The organism is Massilia glaciei, from assembly GCF_003011895.2.
GTDB classification, from domain to species: Bacteria; Pseudomonadota; Gammaproteobacteria; order Burkholderiales; family Burkholderiaceae_D; genus Telluria_A; species Telluria_A glaciei.
Genome location: NZ_PXWF02000255.1, coordinates 19,446 through 37,341 on the forward strand (window position 1 = coordinate 19,446; position 17,896 = coordinate 37,341).

Annotated in this window: 13 protein-coding genes; 5 read left to right on the forward strand and 8 right to left on the reverse strand. The window is 61.5% G+C overall.

Going from position 1 to position 17,896, the window contains the following annotated elements:
- Positions 1-179: 179 nt before the first annotated feature.
- Positions 180-2,177: a S9 family peptidase gene (locus tag C7C56_RS17865; protein ID WP_181373229.1), complete on the reverse strand. Its 1,998-nt coding sequence runs from the start codon at positions 2,175-2,177 to the stop codon at positions 180-182.
- A 103-nt stretch (positions 2,178-2,280) separates the two neighbouring features.
- Positions 2,281-4,986, reverse strand: coding sequence for a TonB-dependent receptor (locus C7C56_RS17870; RefSeq protein WP_181373230.1), 2,706 nt, complete (start codon positions 4,984-4,986; stop codon positions 2,281-2,283).
- 658 nt (positions 4,987-5,644) lie between these two features.
- Here C7C56_RS17870 and C7C56_RS17875 point away from each other — a divergent pair.
- Complete coding sequence (locus C7C56_RS17875; protein ID WP_181373231.1) at positions 5,645-6,319, forward strand: GNAT family N-acetyltransferase; 675 nt, start codon at positions 5,645-5,647, stop codon at positions 6,317-6,319.
- Positions 6,320-6,395: 76 nt separating this feature from the next.
- Here the strand turns inward: C7C56_RS17875 and C7C56_RS17880 are convergent, their stop codons facing one another.
- From C7C56_RS17880 to C7C56_RS30740, 3 genes are read right to left on the reverse strand one after another with little or no spacing between them, the layout of a single operon-like run.
- A complete protein-coding gene (locus tag C7C56_RS17880; protein ID WP_106758726.1) occupies positions 6,396-7,415 on the reverse strand; it encodes an ABC transporter ATP-binding protein in 1,020 nt (339 codons plus the stop codon).
- Positions 7,412-8,383, reverse strand: coding sequence for an ABC transporter ATP-binding protein (locus C7C56_RS17885; protein WP_106758727.1), 972 nt, complete (start codon positions 8,381-8,383; stop codon positions 7,412-7,414). Before C7C56_RS17885 ends, C7C56_RS17880 begins: the two co-directional genes overlap by 4 nt.
- Positions 8,380-8,646, reverse strand: a complete 267-nt coding sequence (locus tag C7C56_RS30740) for a hypothetical protein (protein WP_106758728.1) — start codon at positions 8,644-8,646, stop codon at positions 8,380-8,382. Before C7C56_RS30740 ends, C7C56_RS17885 begins: the two co-directional genes overlap by 4 nt.
- Positions 8,647-9,028: 382 nt before the next feature.
- Here C7C56_RS30740 and C7C56_RS17895 point away from each other — a divergent pair, with 382 nt between their 5' ends.
- Positions 9,029-9,691 (forward strand): sigma-70 family RNA polymerase sigma factor, encoded by a 663-nt coding sequence (locus tag C7C56_RS17895; protein WP_106758729.1) that lies wholly within the window; start codon positions 9,029-9,031, stop codon positions 9,689-9,691.
- Here the strand turns inward: C7C56_RS17895 and C7C56_RS28280 are convergent.
- Entirely contained in the window at positions 9,688-10,251 is a 564-nt protein-coding gene (locus C7C56_RS28280) for a DUF2059 domain-containing protein (RefSeq protein WP_146204536.1), read from the reverse strand. The two genes, C7C56_RS17895 and C7C56_RS28280, sit on opposite strands and share 4 nt — an antisense overlap.
- A 719-nt stretch (positions 10,252-10,970) precedes the next feature.
- On the opposite strand from C7C56_RS28280, the gene C7C56_RS29990 reads away from it, so the two are divergent.
- From C7C56_RS29990 to C7C56_RS17910, 3 genes are all read left to right on the forward strand, one after another.
- Positions 10,971-11,873 carry an SEC-C metal-binding domain-containing protein gene (locus C7C56_RS29990; RefSeq protein WP_229458842.1) on the forward strand — a complete coding sequence of 301 codons (903 nt, stop codon included), beginning with the start codon at positions 10,971-10,973 and terminating at the stop codon, positions 11,871-11,873.
- A gap of 168 nt (positions 11,874-12,041) precedes the next feature.
- Entirely contained in the window at positions 12,042-13,121 is a 1,080-nt protein-coding gene (locus tag C7C56_RS17905) for an AAA family ATPase (protein ID WP_106758730.1), read from the forward strand.
- On the forward strand, positions 13,121-13,783 hold the full coding sequence (locus C7C56_RS17910) for a DUF4276 family protein (RefSeq protein ID WP_106758731.1): 663 nt from the start codon (positions 13,121-13,123) through the stop codon (positions 13,781-13,783). The genes C7C56_RS17905 and C7C56_RS17910 overlap by 1 nt, the downstream gene beginning before the upstream one ends.
- A gap of 141 nt (positions 13,784-13,924) precedes the next feature.
- Here C7C56_RS17910 and gyrB read toward each other — a convergent pair whose 3' ends face one another.
- Positions 13,925-16,429: a DNA topoisomerase (ATP-hydrolyzing) subunit B gene (gene gyrB / locus C7C56_RS17915; protein WP_106758732.1), complete on the reverse strand. Its 2,505-nt coding sequence runs from the start codon at positions 16,427-16,429 to the stop codon at positions 13,925-13,927.
- Between the two features lie 95 nt (positions 16,430-16,524).
- The gene (gene dnaN / locus C7C56_RS17920) at positions 16,525-17,631 is read right to left on the reverse strand and encodes a DNA polymerase III subunit beta (protein ID WP_106758733.1); all 1,107 of its coding nucleotides are present in this window, start codon (positions 17,629-17,631) and stop codon (positions 16,525-16,527) included.
- Positions 17,632-17,896: the final 265 nt, after the last annotated feature.

Sequence of the window (17,896 nt, forward strand, 5' to 3'; positions counted from 1 at the left end):
TAAGCGGCGTTGGTGGATGACAGGCCAGTATAGCCTCCATGGCTTGCCATATAATAAAAGGGGACATTGGGCGATGCACCATGGTCCGACTTGCAGGCCCCGGGCAAAAAAAATCCGGCGCGCAGGCCGGATTTTTCAACACGCGATTCAAGCGCGCGGCAAGCCGATGCAACCCGGCCTCATTTGCCCTTGGCCGCGCCCGGACCGATGTAGCGGTCGATGAAATTGAGCACGGTGTTGCCCCAGAGGATGTTGTTGCTCTCCTTTTGCCAGCCGTGGCCTTCGCCCGTCATCACCATGAATTCGGCCGTGTTGCCCTGCTTGCGCAGCACGTCGCGCATCTTCTCGCCGTGGATCAGCGGCACGCGCACGTCCTCGCTGCCGTAGGCCATCAGCACCGGGGCCTTGATCCGGGCCGCGTTCTCGATCGCCGACACCTTCTGGAAATACGCTTCGTCGGTTTTAGGGTCGCCATGCATCTTGGCGCCCATATTGTCCATGTACGGGCCGCGCATGTCGGACCAGGTGACCGTGAACAGCATCTTGACGTCGGTCACGCCGACCCAGTTGATGCCGCATTTATACAGGTCGGGGTCTTTCACCAGGCCGTACATGGTCGCATAGCCGCCGTAGCTGGCGCCGATGATGCAGACGCGGTTCTTGTCGATGACGCCCTGTTTGGCGAGCGCCTCGACGCCGTCGGTCAAGTCGTCCTGCATCGCCAGGCCCCATTGCTTCCAGCCGGCCGTGTGGTGCTTCCAGCCGAAGCCGGTCGACATGCGGAACTGCGGTTGCAGCACGGCATAGCCGCGCGAGGCGAGCATCTGCGTGAGCGGGTTGTAGCCGAAACTGTCGCGCGCGTGCGGGCCGCCGTGGACGAACATGACGAGCGGCAGGTTCTTCGCGGGCATGCCCTCGGGCAGCGTCAGGTAGGCGGGAATGCTCAGGCCGTCGCGCGCCTTGTAGTCGATCACCGTTTGCGCCGACAGCCGCTTGCCCTCGAACTCGGGCTTGAAGTCGAACACCGGTTCGAGCCTTTGCTTTTTGAGGTCGAAGAAATACACCTTGCCCACGTTGTTGTCGCCGCGCGCGACCAGCACCACGCGCTCCCCGCGCCAGCTGAAGGTCACGTCCTGGCCCGGCAGGCTTGCGTTCAGGGTCGCCTGCATGCGCGCGTAGTCCTCGTCGAAGTAGTAGGTCTCCGGCTTCATGCCATTGACCCGCATGCCGATGATCTTCTTGCGCACCTCGTCGAACAGCAGGCCGCCGCTGACGTCGACCAGCGGATGGTCGGCGATCATCTCGCCCGGCGTGTTGGTCGAAAAATTCCACACATGGGCCGTTTCGCGGTCGCCGCCATTGAAGCGCCCCGACACATACATGGTCTTGTTGTTGAAGTCGAAGCCGAGCGGCGTCATCGCCTTGCCCTCGTCGAGGAAGCCCTGGTGGATCGGGCGCCACGGCGACTTGTCGGATTCGCGGTAGGACACGGTCTGCTGGATCCGGTTGGTGCCGGGCGCCACGCTCAAGGCCGAGGCGATCCGGATCACATTGTCATGGTCGAGCAGCCAGCCGCTGACGTTGCCGGGGTTGTCGAACGTGAGCAGGGTCCTTCTGCCGTTGGTCGTGTCGAGCCGGAACACGTCGCTCGCGCCCAAGTCGGCGTCGCGGCCGCGTTCGTTGTTGACGACGAACAAATCGGCGCTCTCGCCGCCGGCCCGTTGCAGCACGCTGATGCCGTCGTACTTGACGTTGCCGCCCTGGGCCTCCTTGATCGTCATGGCCAGCTTTTTGAAGCCGCTGCCGTCGGTGTTGACGGCGAACAAACCGCCGCCGGTCTGCCTTTCGAGCACCTCGTCGCTGCCGCGCGTGATGCTGAACACGAGGCGGTTCGAGTTGACCCAGATTGGGTTCGAGATGTTCCAGTCCGGGTCTGCCGCGACCACTTTGGGCACGCGCGTGTCGAGGTTGATCACGGCGAGCACGTTGCGGCCGTTGCGCGGGGTCAGCACCGCCATGTTCTTGCCGTCGGGTGAGAGGATCGGGGCGCCTGCGAACTGCGCTTTTTTAAAGAAATCGGCGACCGGGATCGAGCTGTCGGCGTGCGCCGTGGTCGCCGCCATGCCGGTGCCAACGAGGAGCGCGGCCATTAGGACGGGAATTATTTGTCGTTTCAAGAGATATCTCCTAGAAATCATTGATTCTGAGATGCAAGAATTTGCGTTGTAAACAGAAAAAGGCGCCGCAACCTGAAGTCCCGGCGCCTTTTTTCAGTTCAGATTACTTAAACGAGTAATCGGCGCTGACCTGGAAATAACGGCCCATCGCATTGTGCAACGGACGGTAGTAACCGGCCCCGTCGAACGGGGTGAACGGCGGCTTGCGGTCGAACGCGTTCTGGATCGCCGCGCTCAGCTTCAGGTCCTTCATGCCCAGCAGGCCGGAATAGCTGCCGCCGAGGTTGAAGGTGGTGAACGACGGGATGTCGCCGCACAGCGCAGGGAAGCCTTGGATTTCGAACGTGCAAGTGGTGGTGAAGTCGTCTTTCGCCGACATCTTGCCCACCATCGCCGCGTCGGCCGACAACTGCCAGTTCGCCTTTTTCCATACCACGCCCAGGTTCGCCTGGTACTTCGGCGTGCCGCGTGTGCCCGCGTACTCGATCTGCAGGTCGTCCGGGGACGGAGCGTTGCGGTACGAGCGGGTGTACATCACAGACAGCTTCGGCTCGACACGGCCCCACGCGCCCAGATTGAACTTGCCCTTGAGGTCGATGTCGACGCCGCGGATGTCGGTGACCGCCACGTTGGTCAACAAGGACTTTATGTTGGTGATCTCACCGGCGGTGGCGCCGGCGGCGGCGTCGGCCGGGGTCAGCGCGGCGCGGGTGATCTGGACCGCCGGGTCGTTGGCGTAGCGGGCCGGATTGTTGAGCACGTTCGAGAGCGAGTAGGTGCCGATCTCGTCGATGCGGGTGATGCGCCATGCGTCGGCCGTGGCCAGCAGCCAGTTGGCGGGCTCCCATACCATGCCGAGGGTCTGGCTCTTGGCCGTCTCGGGTCCGAGATTGGCGTTGGCGCCGCTTTGGTACGGGCTCTGGTCGGAGCAGCCGAGCGTGAACTTGGCGTTGCAACGCTCGGGATCGCGGAAGCCGATGAAGGCATTGCGCACGTCGGTCGAGTTTTCCACCAGCGTCGGCGCGCGGAAGCCTTCGGCGTAGGTGCCGCGGAACATCAGCTTTGGCGTCGCGTCCCACTTCAGACCAAGTTTCGGCGTGGTCGAATTGCCGTAGTCCGAGTAACGGTCGAAACGGGCGGCCAGGCTCGCCTCGACGTTCTTGATCACGGGGATGTTCAGCTCGCCGAACATCGACGCCACACGGCGGTCGTTGCTAAAGCCCGGTGGCGACTGGGCCGTGTGGTACAGCTGGCCGGCGACGCTGAGCGGATCCGGATTGGTCGACAGCGATTCGCGGCGGAACTCGATGCCGGCGGCGAAGCTCATCGGGCCGGCCGGCAGCGCGAACAGCTCGCCGGACAGCTTGCCGTCGATTTGCTGGACGCCCGACTTGAAGCCCGATGCCGAATTGGTCAGGATCTTGGCGAGCAGCGCCTCGTTGCCGGCGCTGTTGCCAAAGATAAAGGAGCCGTCATGGTAGGCGTCGACGAATGGCTTCAACAGCAGGCCGCTCGAGCGCGCCGACTTCACTTCGCTCGAGGTCGACAGGAAACCCGACTCCCAGTCGAACTTGCCAACCGTGCCCTTGATGGCGACCAGGAAGCGGTTGAAATCGGTGACGTTCCTCTGGCCCTGGCCGGGGAAGTCGTTGAGCGAGGCGCGCACGCGCACGGTGCCGTTGCCGCCGATCAGGTTGGTGTTGAGCGTGCCGTCGGGGTTTTTCAGTTCGGCCGGAAATTGCGGATGGCTAAGTGGCAGCGCCCCGGTCGGCTGGCCGACTTGGCCGGCGACCCAGTGCGGCGTGCCGGAACTGGTCGACTTGTTGCGGTGAAGCATGCCCTCGACCCATGCGGTCGTGGTCGCGTTGATGGCCCAGGTCGCGCGGGTGGTCAGGCCGATGCGGTCGGTCTTGCCGGCGTTGGCGAGGTTGCTGTCCTGGATGTCGTCGTAGACGCAGACGGTGCCCTGGGAGCCGGCCGACAGGAGGCGCGAGGCGGGGACCAGGCGGTCGGGGCGGCACTCGCCGAGCGACTTGGCCTTGAAGGTGTTGGTCGCCTTGTCGGTCCAGTACAGATTGCCCGGGAAGGTGTACAGATTGCGGTTATCGCGGTAGCCGTAGTCGGTCCAGTTCTGGGTGCCGAGGTAGCCTTCGCGGTTGCGCAGGTACATCGGATCGCGCGAACGCACGTCGAGCGTGGCGTAGACGTTGAATTTGTTGGCGACGAGGTCGCCGAAGCCGCCGCTGATGGTCGCGCGTTGCTGGCGGCCGTCGTGCTTGCCCGATTCGCCGAGCGAGCCGCTCAGTTCGAGGCCTTCGAAGTTTTCGCGCAGGATGATGTTGACCACGCCTGCCATCGCCTCGGAACCGTAGATGGCCGATGCGCCGTCCTTCAGGATCTCGATGCGCTCGACCGCGCCGATGGGCACCGAGTTCAAGTCGACGAAGGTGGTTTGGAATTCAGGCTGTGCGTACGGCGCCAGGCGGCGGCCGTTAATCAGCATCAGGGTTGCTTGGCTTCCGATGCCGCGAAGGTTCAGGCCGGACGCGCCCGCCGAAAAACCACCGGTGCGGGTATCGTCGACACCACCGACGTTCGAGGAAATCGTGCGCAGCACTTCGGTCAGCGAGGTGGCGCCGCCGCGGACGAGTTCGTCGCGGGTGATGATCTGGACCGGCGAGGCCGTTTCGATGTTGATGCGGCGGATGTTCGAACCCGTGACGAACACTTTCTGGATGCCGTTGTCGGCGGTCGCGGCGGCTTTGGCTGCGGCGGCTGCGGCGGCGGCGCGCTCTTGCTCAACTGACAAAGGCGCTTTTGGCGCTTCTTGTGCTTGCGCGTAAGACAGAATGCCCGATCCAGCCAACAGACCCAGCGCCAGACGTACGGAAACGACGCCCAATTTTTGCTTAAAAATCATTTTTTAATCCCCGATAATTGTAGACTTGCGGTAAAGTCTTGTGCCATTGGTAACTTTCTTAAAGCCACCTTGCTATATTTGTATTTGTTGTTATGCCTTCGACCGGTCACGGGTTGCGACAGATCAAAAGAAACGCCAACAGCGAGCGAATATACAGCGAGCCAATTGCCTGATGTACTTATATCGCGCTTGCTGTTGTTTTCGAGCGACTTTACACGTCACAATAATTGTTTTTCTACATCGAAATTTTCTGTGCGCAAAATTAATTTCCGTTGAGAAATTGCTCATTGCCCTGCCATAGATGGCAACTTTTCCAGTCTGCAGCGCGGCGTGTCCGCCCGCCGGCTTGGGCGGTTGCAGCGCGGGGCGCCGGCCTGGCCGAAGGCATGCAGGCCCGGCTGATCCGGCAGCGCAATGCGAAGGATTGCGTGTATGCCGGCACACTTCGCCGCAAGAGAACAAGGCGCCCCTTCCCCAAACAAGCAAACAATCTTGCCGCCCGCGCTGGCGCTGGTGTCAGCGCGCGGCCGGCGTTCGGAGAGTCGGAATGAATCAAGTTGCAGGCCTGGATAACCCGATATGGACGGCGCTCACGAGCGTGCAGGCGCCGTTGGCCGAAACCTTCGGCGCGTTAAAGCGTTTTACACCGGCGGTCGCGCCGTTTTGCGCGGTCAGGCACGCGGGCGATAGCGTCGCGGGGGCCGATGGCGTGCGTGCGGGCGAGACCGTGTATTTCGTCGGCGCCTTTCCGGCGCTACCAGACAACTGGACCGTGGTGCAGGAGGCCGCGATTTTGCAGATGGTGTATGGCGGCGAAGCATATGCGCCGGTCGGCGGGGGCGCGATGCGGGTGCTCGATGAGGGCGATTTTCCGGACGTCCTCGCGCTGACCGGCCTTGTGTATCCGGAGTATTTCCGGCCCCGCACGGCGAGCCTGGGCAACTACATCGGCATCCACGACGGCGGCAAACTGGTGGCCATGGCCGGACAGCGTTTCAAGCCGCAGGGTTACCGCGAGATCAGCGCGGTCTGCACGCATCCCGGCTATGCGGGGCGCGGCTACGGGCGGCAACTGATCGGCCGCCAGGTGCGCGATATTGCCGCCGAAGGCGCGATCCCGTTCCTGCATGTGGGCGAGGCCAACCCGAAGGCGCGCGCGCTGTACGAAAAGCTCGGTTTCGTCATGCGCATACGGATTCCGTTTTTAAAGCTGGTCACCTGACGGGGTTGCTTTTCACGAGGGCGATGTGGGTTTGGTTCTCGCGTTGCTGTCTTTGCGATCCATGCAGGGTCCCTTGTCACACGTCCAGGTGGCAGGCCGAAAAATGGCCCGGCGCGTGCTCCACCAGCGCCGGCGCCTCGGTCGCGCAGCGCGCCATCGCGTGCGGGCAGCGCGGATGGAAATGGCAGCCCGACGGCGGGTTCAGCGGCGACGGAATCTCGCCGCGCACCGCGATGAACGCCGTCTTCTTGACCTCCAGCCTGGGCGCCGACGCCAGCAATGCCTGCGTGTACGGATGGCGCGCGTGCCCGAACAACTCCTCGGTCGGCGCCGACTCCACCACCCGCCCCAGATACATGATCACCACCCGGTCCGACACATGGCGCACCGCGCCCAGGTCGTGGCTGATGAACAGGTAGGTCAGATCGAGTTCGGCGCGCAGCTGCATGAACAGGTTCAGCACCTGCGCCTGGATCGAGACGTCGAGCGCGGCCACCGCCTCGTCGCACACGAGCAGCTCCGGCCGCACCGCGAGCGCGCGCGCGATGCCCACGCGGGCCCGCTGGCCGCCCGAAAACTGGTGAGCAAAGCGCTGCATCAGCGCCGGGTCGAGGCCCACCCGGTCGAGCATGCGGGCCACGTACTCGCGCTTGCCGGACGCCGCGACCATGCCGTGCACCACCGGCGCCTCGCCGACGATGTCGAGCACCCGCAGGCGCGGGTTGAGCGAGGCGTACGGGTCCTGGAAGATCATCTGGATCGGCAACTGGCGCACGCGCTGCTCCGACGCGCCAAGCGTATCGAGCCGCTCGCCGCGCCACCAGCGCGAGCCTTCGGTCAGCGAATGCAGGCCGACGGCCATTCGCGCCAGGGTCGATTTGCCGCAGCCCGATTCGCCGACCAGGCCGACCACCTCGCCACGCCCGATCGACAGCGAGACCCGGTCGACCGCATGGACCACCTGCGGCCCGATCTTGCTGCCGAAACCGCGGGCGATCTTGCCGGCCAGGTCGAGCGGTTCGACAAAGCGCTTGCTGACGTCGCGCAGTTCGAGCAAGGGCGCGCCGGGCGCGGGAGGTGGGTTCAGCTGGGTCATGGCGCCTCCGGGGCGAGCGGGTTGAAGCAGCGCAGCGTGCGACCGCCCTCGGCTAGCAAAGGTGGCGCGACGGCGCAGATGTCGGTGGCGCCGCCGCAGCGCGCGCGGAAGGCGCAGCCAGGCCCCAGGTTGAGCAGCGACGGCGTCATGCCGGCGATCTGGCGCAGCGGCTCGCCGCGCACATTGCGCGACGGCGCCGAGGCGATCAGGCCGTGGGTGTAGTGGTGGCGCGGCTGCCCGAGCACCTGTTCGGTGGTGCCGCTCTCGACGATCCGGCCCGCGTACATCACGGATACGGTGTCGGCCAGACCGGCGACGACCGACAGGTCGTGCGTGATCCAGATCAGGGCGGTGCCCGACTCGCGGCACAGCTTTTGCATCTCGTACAGGATCTGGCCCTGGATGGTGACGTCGAGCGCGGTGGTCGGCTCGTCGCAGATGATCAGGTCGGGCGCGTTGAGCAGCGCGATCGCGATCGCCACGCGCTGGCGCATGCCGCCCGAGAACTGGTGCGGGTAGGCCAGCAGGCGTTCGTCGGGCGCGGCGATGCCGACCCGCACCAGCGCCGCGCGCGCCATGTCGCGCGCGTCGCCCTTGCTCACCGGGCGGTGCGCGCGCACCGTTTCGATCATCTGGGTGTCGATCCGCAGCACCGGATTGAGCGTCATCATCGGGTCCTGGAAGATCATCGCGATGCGGTTGCCGCGCAGCTGGCGCAGCGGCTCGGGCGCCAGGCCGACCAGCTCGCGCCCCTTGAACAGCACGCTGCCGCCGACCACCTTGCCGGGCGGGTCGATCAGGCCCATGATCGAATAACCGGTCATCGATTTGCCCGAGCCTGACTCGCCGACCAGGCCCATGATCTGCCCCGGGCGCACCTCGAACGAGACGTCGTCGACCGCCTTGACGGTGCCGCCGCGGGTGGCGAATTCGGTACGCAGGCCTTTAACCTGCAGCAGCGTGCTCATTGGGTCTGCAAGCGTGGGTTGATCACGTCGCCCAGCTGGGAGCCGACCACATTGATGGTCACCACGATGAACAGCAGCGACAGGCCCGGGAAAAAACTGATCCAGTACTGGCCCGACATCAGGTACTCGAGGATCGCGGCGTAGAAGCGGGGGGCGAGCGAGGTCGGCGCACCGCTGATGGCCACTTTGAAATCCTGCGCAAGTGTAAGCGGGCTGACCACGGCCAAGCCGAGCGCGAGGGCGCGGAGCGATTGCAGTTTCAAGGGCGACCTTGGTGAATGGAGACGGAGTTGAAGTATAGCTAATTACTTCTCATGCCAAAGCCATTTATCCTTGCTTTAAGCTTGGTCGAGGTTGTCTTCTCGAGGCGCAATTCGGGGACTTTGGCGCCGCCTTCTCCCTCAACAAAAAACACTTAATTTCCCTGTTGCCACTAAGGGTGACGCGCGTCGCATGGACAAAACACGCGGCAGTTATTTGTCGATTAATTAATTGTGAAAAAAATCTTGAACTTGGGAAGCAAGCTGCCAGTTGTGTTAGCCAGGTCACATTAAACGCCGGTGGCGGCAGGTATAAACAAGGAGAAGCAGCAAACATTCAACACCATATTTATCAAAAATACTTCTCCTCGGGACCCGCTAGATCATGACCACTGTCGCACGCGCCATCCAAGCAGAGCGCCTGGTTATCCTTCTAAAAGGGATCGGCGAGGGCGATTGCGGCGCCTTTCGCGAACTGTACGCGATGACCGTGGCGCGGCTGCTGCCAAGCGCATTGCGGATCGTGAAAAACCACACGGTCGCAGACGACGTTTTGCAAGAGAGCTTCATCTCGATCTGGAAAAACGCGCACACCTTCAATAGCGCGATCGCCTCGCCGATTACCTGGATGACGACCATCGTGCGCAACAAGGCGCTTGATCAACTGCGCGCCAACCAATTCCGCAATCAGTGCATTTCGCTGCAGGACTGCGACGGCGCCATGATGGACTTGCGCGACACGGGCGCGACGCCATGCGAGTCGCTCGAGGGCGTGCAGGTGCGCCGACTGATGGACGTTGGTTTGGGCACCTTGGGCAGTTTGCAAAGGACCGCCATCGAAATGGCGTATTTCCAGGATCTGACGCATGCGGAAGTGGCCGACGAAATGGCGCTTCCGCTCGGTACCATCAAGACCTGGATTCGCCGTGGCTGCGCGCAGATGCGCCAGCAGATCCGGCGCGCCGAGGGCCGGAACGAACAGGTTTCGATTTCAATCGCGCGCAAAAAGTCCGACCCGATAAAATTCCTGCTCTGCCAGACTAGCTAAAAGCCCGTATCGTTGGTTTCCGCACAATGCGCGCGCAAGAACTCCAGCGCTCTGCCGACGCGAGATGCAAGCGAATAGTCACCGCCATCGATCTCTGAGTTGGTTGAATCTCCCCTGAATTTAAGTATAACGAAAGTTCCGGACGCGGTAACGCGCTCGAGCGTACGCCAATGAACGCCTTGCGGATCGCCCACGATGCCGTTCAGTTCCGGTACCGACGACGAAAGCGAATAATACTTCCTTCCCTGCCCGCGGACTGAAACAGAAATTCTCGTATCGGAGGGGTATTGAAACGTCCAGTTCGAGACACAGGAAACCCTTGCACTGACGTTCACCAAGGTTGGCTTGCCAAGTATCATCATTTCCGTCTCGGACGAGGATTGAGCTTTCTTCAATTTTTCTTTGACGTAGGCAGGTGAATATACCCTTCCAGGAAGCACCATGTTCAAAAATTGTTGCGCGCTTGCGATTGTTTGCTTTGACTCCTGGGCGATCGCAGCCGACGAGGCCATCAACAGAAAAGTGGCTGTGGCAATCCCTGCCGCGCATGCATGTTTCATTTTCTCTATCCTAAGAAGCCATATCGACGCCATTTCGCCTGGCGTTTGCGCTGTTTCATATATCCGTTCAAATTTTTTGAAAAATCGGCGAGCTGATCGACGACGTTGCAATAGTGCATGATGCCCTGCTATCGATGCTATTCGCTGCGGGGAGTTGCAATATATGCATCGAATGACCATGCCTTGCAAATACTGCATGGAGGTTCTGTCTCCACTTCCAGAAGATGTAAATTGAGTTTACCACTCATCTTGATGGGTGACAAAACCACCAACGGTTGTTTTACCTATTGACTATCTCGCCAACACGACGGGGCCGTTTGAAGAGGCTGACTTTGGCTGTGGATGACGTCAGCGTGAAGCTGACCCCGTAACAACAAATCGTATTTGAACCAACCGCAAAAAACGTTATTCAAGCGTGGTTTGAGTTTGGCCGGCGCCACACGCCGAAGGCGATGGTGCATGGCCGGCGCGCCGACATCGCCCAGATGCGGGCCAACGTCAAATGCGTCGAGGCGGACCTCGACACCTTCGGCGGCGTTAAAAACGGAAAAGGCCGATGCTTGGCTGAAGGACTGGCGCATCGTCGGCGGCGAGCCGGGCCATGGCGGGACGTGGTTTTAGGGGGGGGCGCGCCGAGTAGCGCTCCGAATCTGGAGCGGTCCCGTGTCGATCGGCTAAACTGACGGTTCCGCTGCATAACCCCATCCGGATCCCCCTGCATGAACGACCAACATATCCAACCTTCCCCTGCCGATCAAGGGCCATTCACGCCGGAAAATGGCGTTTTCGAGCTCGCCGGCGCGCCGCCGATCTGGATATCGGTCCATACTTGCCGCACGCCGGCATGCCCGTGCCGGAGCGCGAGGATCTTGGCAAGCCAAGATGGCGAACAGGCCTTGCTGCGCCGCCAGGATGCCTTCAACGAAGCCATGCAGAGCGGGGGCGAGTTCGCGCCCGATCCCGTCGACGAGCAGACCTTGTTCGAACTCGATATCGATTCGGCCTGCGTGTCCGCCGTGCGCGGGACCGCGCCGCTCGATTTGGCGCTGCATCCTGACATCGCCGAGGTGGCCAGGCGCATCGATGGTGACGTGCTCGAATCGATCGGACGGCTGTGGTATCGCGGAAAAGGGTTGCCCGATCCCGAGGAGGCGGTGCTGCGGGTGCCCGCGATCACGGTCGCCGGGTGGAAGCCCGGCCAGCGGCTCGGATGGGATGAAGTTTGCCACGGCGTGCGGATGGACATCTACCGCATCGACGGGGTGAGCTACAACGCCATCGATTTCTATTGTCCGACACCCTCTTGCGCATGCGGGGAGGTGGACATCCAATTCCTGGCGCCCGACGGAATCGAATCGCCCGGGGATGTGGTCGTCAACTTGTCCGATCAAGTGGTCATGGTTCCGACCAGAAAGGGCCATGCGTTGCTGGGACGTTTGTGGGATGCGTACCGGCGGCGCCACACCGATTATTTCGCGCGCCTGTCGCGACGCCAGCAGACGATGAAAACCCTGGGCGGGCGCATCGAGGCCCAGCGGCCGGCAGTGTCGGACAAGATCGGCCGCAACGATCCATGTCCGTGTGGGTCGGGAAAAAAACACAAGAAGTGTTGCGCGGCTTGAACCGAAGGGGCGGCGCGTCCGAGCCGGCATGCGAAGCTTTGGTGCCGGGGCCGCCGCCCACGCCCGGTTTGAACTCAACCGGCAAACCGCAGGCACGGCTGGACGAGGATCGCGGCAGGAAGACAGCTGCGTTATGATGTTCTCATCCCCCCATACGAATGACACCGCATGAATCCTATTCGTAAAATCACCATTCGTGGCTACAAGTCGATTCGCTCGATGGAGGGTCTCACGCTCGGCAATTTGAATGTGCTGGTTGGCGCGAACGGCGCGGGCAAGAGCAATTTCATCAGTTTTTTCCGGCTGTTGGCACGCTTGATGGCGAGCGAGTTGAACTATTACGTCGCCAAGAACGGCGGACCCGACGCATTCCTCCACCACGGCCGAAAAAAGACGCCGCAGATGGAAGCTGAGATGTATTTCGGTAACAACGGATACAAGCTCGCGCTCGAACCCACGCAAGGCAATGGATTCATTTTTTCCAAAGAGCAGTTCTACTGGGACTACACTGGCCGCGACTTTCCCTTAGGCGCCGGCCATGCTGAAACCGAATCGACGAAAGGCAGTCACCCCAACGTGGCGCGCTACGTCGTGCCGTCGGTAAAGAGCTGGATTGTCTATCATTTTCACGACACCAGCGACAGCGCGCCGATGAAGCAACGCTGCGCTTTGAACGACAATGCCTGGCTGCGTCCGGACGGATCAAACCTCCCGGCTTACCTGTACCGCTTGCTGCACCAGTTCCCCGATCATTTCCGGCGAATTGCTGACACGGTTCGTCTGGTCGCGCCATTTTTCGCGGACTTCCAGTTGCGTCCGAATCCGCTTGACCCCCATTCCATCCAATTGGAATGGCGCGAAAAGGACAGTGATTTCCCCTTCTTGGGCCATCAACTCTCGGACGGCACCTTGCGATTCATTTGTCTTGCCGCAGTCTTGCTGCAGCCAGACGAATTGATGCCCGCGACAATACTGTTTGATGAGCCAGAACTCGGTTTGCATCCCTACGCAATTGAATTGCTTGCATCGCTGATGCGGCAGACGGCGAGCAAGCACCAATTGATCGTTTCGACGCAATCGGTAGAATTGCTCGATCAATTCGACCCGGAGCACGTGATCGTTGTCGATCGTGAAGGCGAGCAATCCACCTTCAAGCGCCTTGACTCAGCCCAGTTAAATGACTGGCTTGATGAATACACATTGGGTGAATTGTGGAAGCGCAATGTCTTTGGCGGGAGACCGCGCTAATGGCCGGCAACCATACGCGTGTGAACATTTTGGTCGAGGGGCAAACCGAAGAAACGTTTGTCCGGGAACTGCTAGCGCCGCATCTGGTGGCATTGCAAGTCTACTTAACCCCGCGCATCATCGAGACCAGTAAAGGCCATAAGGGTGGCGTGGTTAGCTTTGGCAAGATTGTTCACCAGGTTAAGCGCTGGTGCCGGCATGACCAGAACGCCAAGGTCACGACAATGTTTGACCTGTACGGCTTGCCGTCGGATTTTCCCGGCATCGCAAACTGGAATAACAATCAGCCCGCGCTCTTGCAGGTCGCGGCTTTAGAGGCCAGCTTGGCCGCCAGCATTTCCCAGCCAAACTTGATCCCTTATTTTCAGTTGCACGAATATGAGGCCTTGTTGTTTAGCGACCTGGCTGCATTCAAATATGCGGACGTGCCGCAAATCGTGATCGAGGCCTGGCAGCGGGAACTGGCCCTGTGCGCAGGTCCGGAGAACGTCAATAATTCGCGCTCGACCGCGCCATCGAAGCGGTTAATAGCGCGTTGGCCGCAGTACGAATATGCCAAGCCGCAATTCGGGGTCTTGATTGCTCTTGAAATTGGATTGCCGCGTATTCGACAACAATGTCCACGGTTTGACGAGTGGGTGAGCGTTCTCGAAAGTTTATAGGGTCTGAACCCAGCGGCGAGCAATTTCGCCGCGACAGCCAAAAAACCGATCGGTTTGGAAAGCATGTCCGTCATGCAGGATCGTAAAAAAGCCAACCTTAACCGAGGTTGGCCTTGTGTCAATGCGCGTTTGACGACTTGATCAAACGTCGATATTGCCCGCCTGCAGCGCATTCGACTCAATAAAATTCCTGCGCGGCTCAACCTCATCGCCCATCAGCGTGGTGAAGATCTGGTCGGCGGCAATCGCGTCGTCGATCTGCACCTTGAGCAGGCGGCGCACGGTCGGATCCATGGTGGTTTCCCACAACTGCTCCGGATTCATCTCGCCCAGTCCTTTGTAGCGCTGCTTGGAAACCGTGCGCTCGGCCTCGTCGCGCAGCCACTGCATCGCGTGGTGGAAGTCGTCCACGGCCGATTCCTTGACGCGCTCGCCCTCGCCGCGGCGGATGAAGGCGCCTTCGCCGATCAAACCCTGGAACGTGGCGGCCGCGTTGGCCAGGGTCGCGTAATCGGCGCCCTCGACAAAGTCGGCGTCGATCGAGCTGACCTTGACGTTACCGTGATGCATACGCTCGATGCGCAGCGCGTGCTTCTCATTGAGTTCGTCCGAACGCACGCTGACCTTGACGGCCAAATCGCCGATCATGGCCTCGAGCGCGGCGGCCGACTTTTCCGCGTTCTCCTGCGTCAGCAGATCGAGCTGCACGCCCGTCATGATGGCGGTCAGCGCGGCCCGGTCGATCACGCGCGTCAAACGCATCATGATCGTGTTGGCAAGGTTGAACTGGCGCACCAGCTCGGCCAGCGGCTCGCCGACGATCGGGTCCGCGCCTTCGCGCGGCGTCAGCGAGGCGCTGTTGAGCGCCACGGTCATCATGTAGCTGGCCTCTTCGATGTCGTCCTTGAGGTAGCGCTCGTCGCGCCCGGCCTTGACCTTGTACAGCGGTGGCTGCGCGATGTAGATGTGGCCGCGCTCGACCAGTTGCGGCATCTGGCGGTAGAACAGCGTCAGCAGCAGGGTGCGGATGTGGGCGCCGTCGACGTCGGCATCGGTCATTATGATGATGCGGTGGTAGCGCAGCTTGTCGACGTTGAATTCGTCCGGTCCGATGCTGGTGCCGAGCGTGGCGATGAGGGTGGTGATCTGCTCGGACGAGAGCATCTTCTCGAAGCGCGCCTTCTCCACGTTGAGCACCTTGCCGCGCAGCGGCAGGATGGCCTGGAATTTACGGTCGCGTCCTTGCTTGGCCGAGCCGCCCGCCGAATCTCCCTCGACGATGTACAGTTCGCACAGGGCCGGGTCTTTTTCCTGGCAATCGGCCAGCTTGGCCGACAGGCCCAAGCCGTCCATGATGCCTTTGCGGCGCGTCAGGTCGCGCGCCTTGCGCGCGGCTTCGCGCGCGCGCGCGGCCTCGACGATCTTGCCGCAGATGATCTTGGCGTCGTTCGGCTTTTCCATCAGGTAGTCGGTCAGCGTCTTGGCGACGATCTCCTCGACCGGGCCGCGCACCTCCGACGAGACCAGCTTGTCCTTGGTCTGCGACGAGAACTTCGGCTCCGGCACCTTGACCGACAACACGCAGGTCAGGCCTTCGCGCATGTCGTCGCCGCTGATTTCAACCTTGGCCTTTTTGGCGAACTCGTGTTCGTCGATGTACTTGTTGATCACGCGCGTCATGGCCGCGCGCAGGCCGGTCAGGTGGGTGCCGCCGTCGCGCTGCGGGATGTTGTTGGTGAAGCACAGCACCTGCTCGTTGTAGGCGTCGTTCCACTGCATCGAGACGTCGACGCTGATGTTGGTGCCCTGGTCCGAGGTGCGTTCGCCGGTCGCCTGGAACACGGTCGGGTGCAGCACCGTCTTGGCCTTGTTGATGTACTCGACGAAGCCGCGGGTGCCGCCCTCGAAGGCGAACAGCTCTTCCTTGCCGGTGCGCTGGTCGGTCAGCTTGATCTTGACGCCGTTGTTGAGGAAGGACAGTTCGCGGATGCGCTTGGCCAGGATCTCGTAGTGGAATTCGACGTGCGTGAAGATCTGCTCGTCGGCCCAGAAATGGACGTCGGTTCCGCGGCGGTCGGTCTCGCCGATCACCTTGATCGGGGAGCACTCCATGCCGTTGATGATCTCGATCTCGCGGTTTTGCGGCACGCCGCGCACGAACTCCATGTAGTGCACTTTGCCGTCGCGGCGGATGGTCAGCTTGAGCAATTTCGACAGGCCGTTAACGCACGACACGCCAACCCCGTGCAGACCGCCCGAGACCTTGTACGAGTTCTGGTCGAACTTGCCGCCGGCGTGCAGCTCCGTCATGACGATTTCGGCCGCGCTGCGCTTTGGCTCGTGCTTGTCGTCGAACTTCATGCCGGTCGGGACGCCGCGGCCGTTGTCGGTGATCGAGATCGAGTTGTCCGAGTGGATCGTGACGTGGATCTCGGTGCAGTGGCCGGCCAGCGATTCGTCGATCGAGTTGTCGAGCACCTCGAACACGAGGTGGTGCAGGCCGGTGCCGTCGGAGGTGTCGCCGATGTACATGCCCGGGCGCTTGCGCACGGCTTCCAATCCCTCCAGAATTTGAATCTGGGCGGCGCCGTATTCTTGTTCTACTTCGACGGCGGGGGTGGGCAAATCTTGCGGGTTCTCGGACATGGACTGCTTTCTCTAAAACGATGCGACAAACTGATTAACACTATTCAAACGAACCGGCGGGAAGGCGTTGGATAAACACCCTCCCGCGAAGCCAATTAAATACGCATTGGCATGACAACGTACTTGAAGTCCGCGTTGTCGGGGATGGAGATGAGGGCCGACGAATTCGAGTCGCCCAGCGCGATGTTGATCTGATCGCACTTGAGGTTGTTGAGCACGTCGAGCAGGTAGGTGACGTTGAAGCCGATGTCGACCGAATCGCCGCCGTAGTCGATCTCAAGTTCCTCGACCGCCTCTTCCTGGTCGGCGTTGGTCGAGCTGATCTTCATGATGCCCGGCTCGATGATGCAGCGGATGCCCTTGAATTTATCGCTCGTCATGATGGCGGCGCGCTGCAGCGAGCGCAGCAGCTCGTCGCGGCCGATCGTGAAGTCGTTCTTGTAGCCCTTCGGGATCACCCGCGTGTAGTCGGGGAACTTGCCCTCGACCAGCTTGGAGACCAGTTCGATGTCGGCGAAGGTCAGCTTGACCTGGCTGGCCGAGATGTCGAGCTGCACCGGCTGGTCGTTCTCTTCGAGCAGGCGCTGCAGCTCGATGATGGTCTTGCGCGGGATGATCACCTCGTGGCGCTCGAACTCCTGCTCGGTCTCGACCTGGCAGAACGCGAGGCGGTGGCCGTCGGTGGCCACGGCGATCACGTTGCGGCCCTCGAGCACCAGCAGCAGGCCGTTGAGGTAGTAGCGGATGTCCTGTTGCGCCATCGAGAAGTGCACCATGTTGAACAGGTGCTTGAGCGTCTTTTGCGGCAGCGTCACGCTGGCGTTGAAGGTGTCGGCCACGGCCACGGTCGGGAATTCCTCGGCCGCCAGCGTTTGCAGGGCGAAGCGCGATTTGCCCGTTTGCACGGTCAGGCGCTTGTTCACCAGCGTCATGGTGACGTCGCCGGCCTCGGGCAGCGCGCGCAGGATGTCGAGCAGCTTGCGCGCCGCGACCGTGGTGCCGGCCACTTCGGTGCCCGAGCCGATGCTCGCGTGCGTGGTGATCTGCACTTCGGTGTCGGTCGACAGGAAGGAGACGTTGTCGCCGTCTTTGCGGATGAGGATATTGGCCAGAATCGGCATAGTGTGCCGACGCTCGACAATACCGCTCACGATCTGCAGTGGCCGGAGAAGGGTATCTCGGGTGGTTTTGACCAATTGCATAAATATCCTCGGTAGGTTATCAAAATTTTACTATTGCCGCTTCTACTGCCGTGCGTGGCGCCACAATCTTGGCGCAAACGTACTATTTTGCCAGAATTTAATCGGGCCATCCAATTTGCCGGCTCCGCCGCCTGCGCCATCGCCATCGCCTGCGCCTGCGCCATCGCCGCCGCCCCCTCCGTCGTCCCCGCGAAGGCGGGGATCCATGCTGAGCTGGCATGGTACTCAAGTATGCACTCCTCGCCTGGCGGCGTAACTGCACGCT

Coding starts and splice junctions, on each gene's coding strand:
- dnaN (WP_106758733.1), bottom strand. CDS start 17,631: ATGCAATTGGTCAAAACCACCCGAGATACCCTTCTCCGGCCACTGCAG.
- C7C56_RS17880 (WP_106758726.1), bottom strand. CDS start 7,415: ATGACCCAGCTGAACCCACCTCCCGCGCCCGGCGCGCCCTTGCTCGAA.
- C7C56_RS17875 (WP_181373231.1), top strand. CDS start 5,645: ATGAATCAAGTTGCAGGCCTGGATAACCCGATATGGACGGCGCTCACG.
- C7C56_RS17905 (WP_106758730.1), top strand. CDS start 12,042: ATGAATCCTATTCGTAAAATCACCATTCGTGGCTACAAGTCGATTCGC.
- C7C56_RS29990 (WP_229458842.1), top strand. CDS start 10,971: ATGAACGACCAACATATCCAACCTTCCCCTGCCGATCAAGGGCCATTC.
- C7C56_RS28280 (WP_146204536.1), bottom strand. CDS start 10,251: ATGAAACATGCATGCGCGGCAGGGATTGCCACAGCCACTTTTCTGTTG.
- gyrB (WP_106758732.1), bottom strand. CDS start 16,429: ATGTCCGAGAACCCGCAAGATTTGCCCACCCCCGCCGTCGAAGTAGAA.
- C7C56_RS17885 (WP_106758727.1), bottom strand. CDS start 8,383: ATGAGCACGCTGCTGCAGGTTAAAGGCCTGCGTACCGAATTCGCCACC.
- C7C56_RS17910 (WP_106758731.1), top strand. CDS start 13,121: ATGGCCGGCAACCATACGCGTGTGAACATTTTGGTCGAGGGGCAAACC.
- C7C56_RS17895 (WP_106758729.1), top strand. CDS start 9,029: ATGACCACTGTCGCACGCGCCATCCAAGCAGAGCGCCTGGTTATCCTT.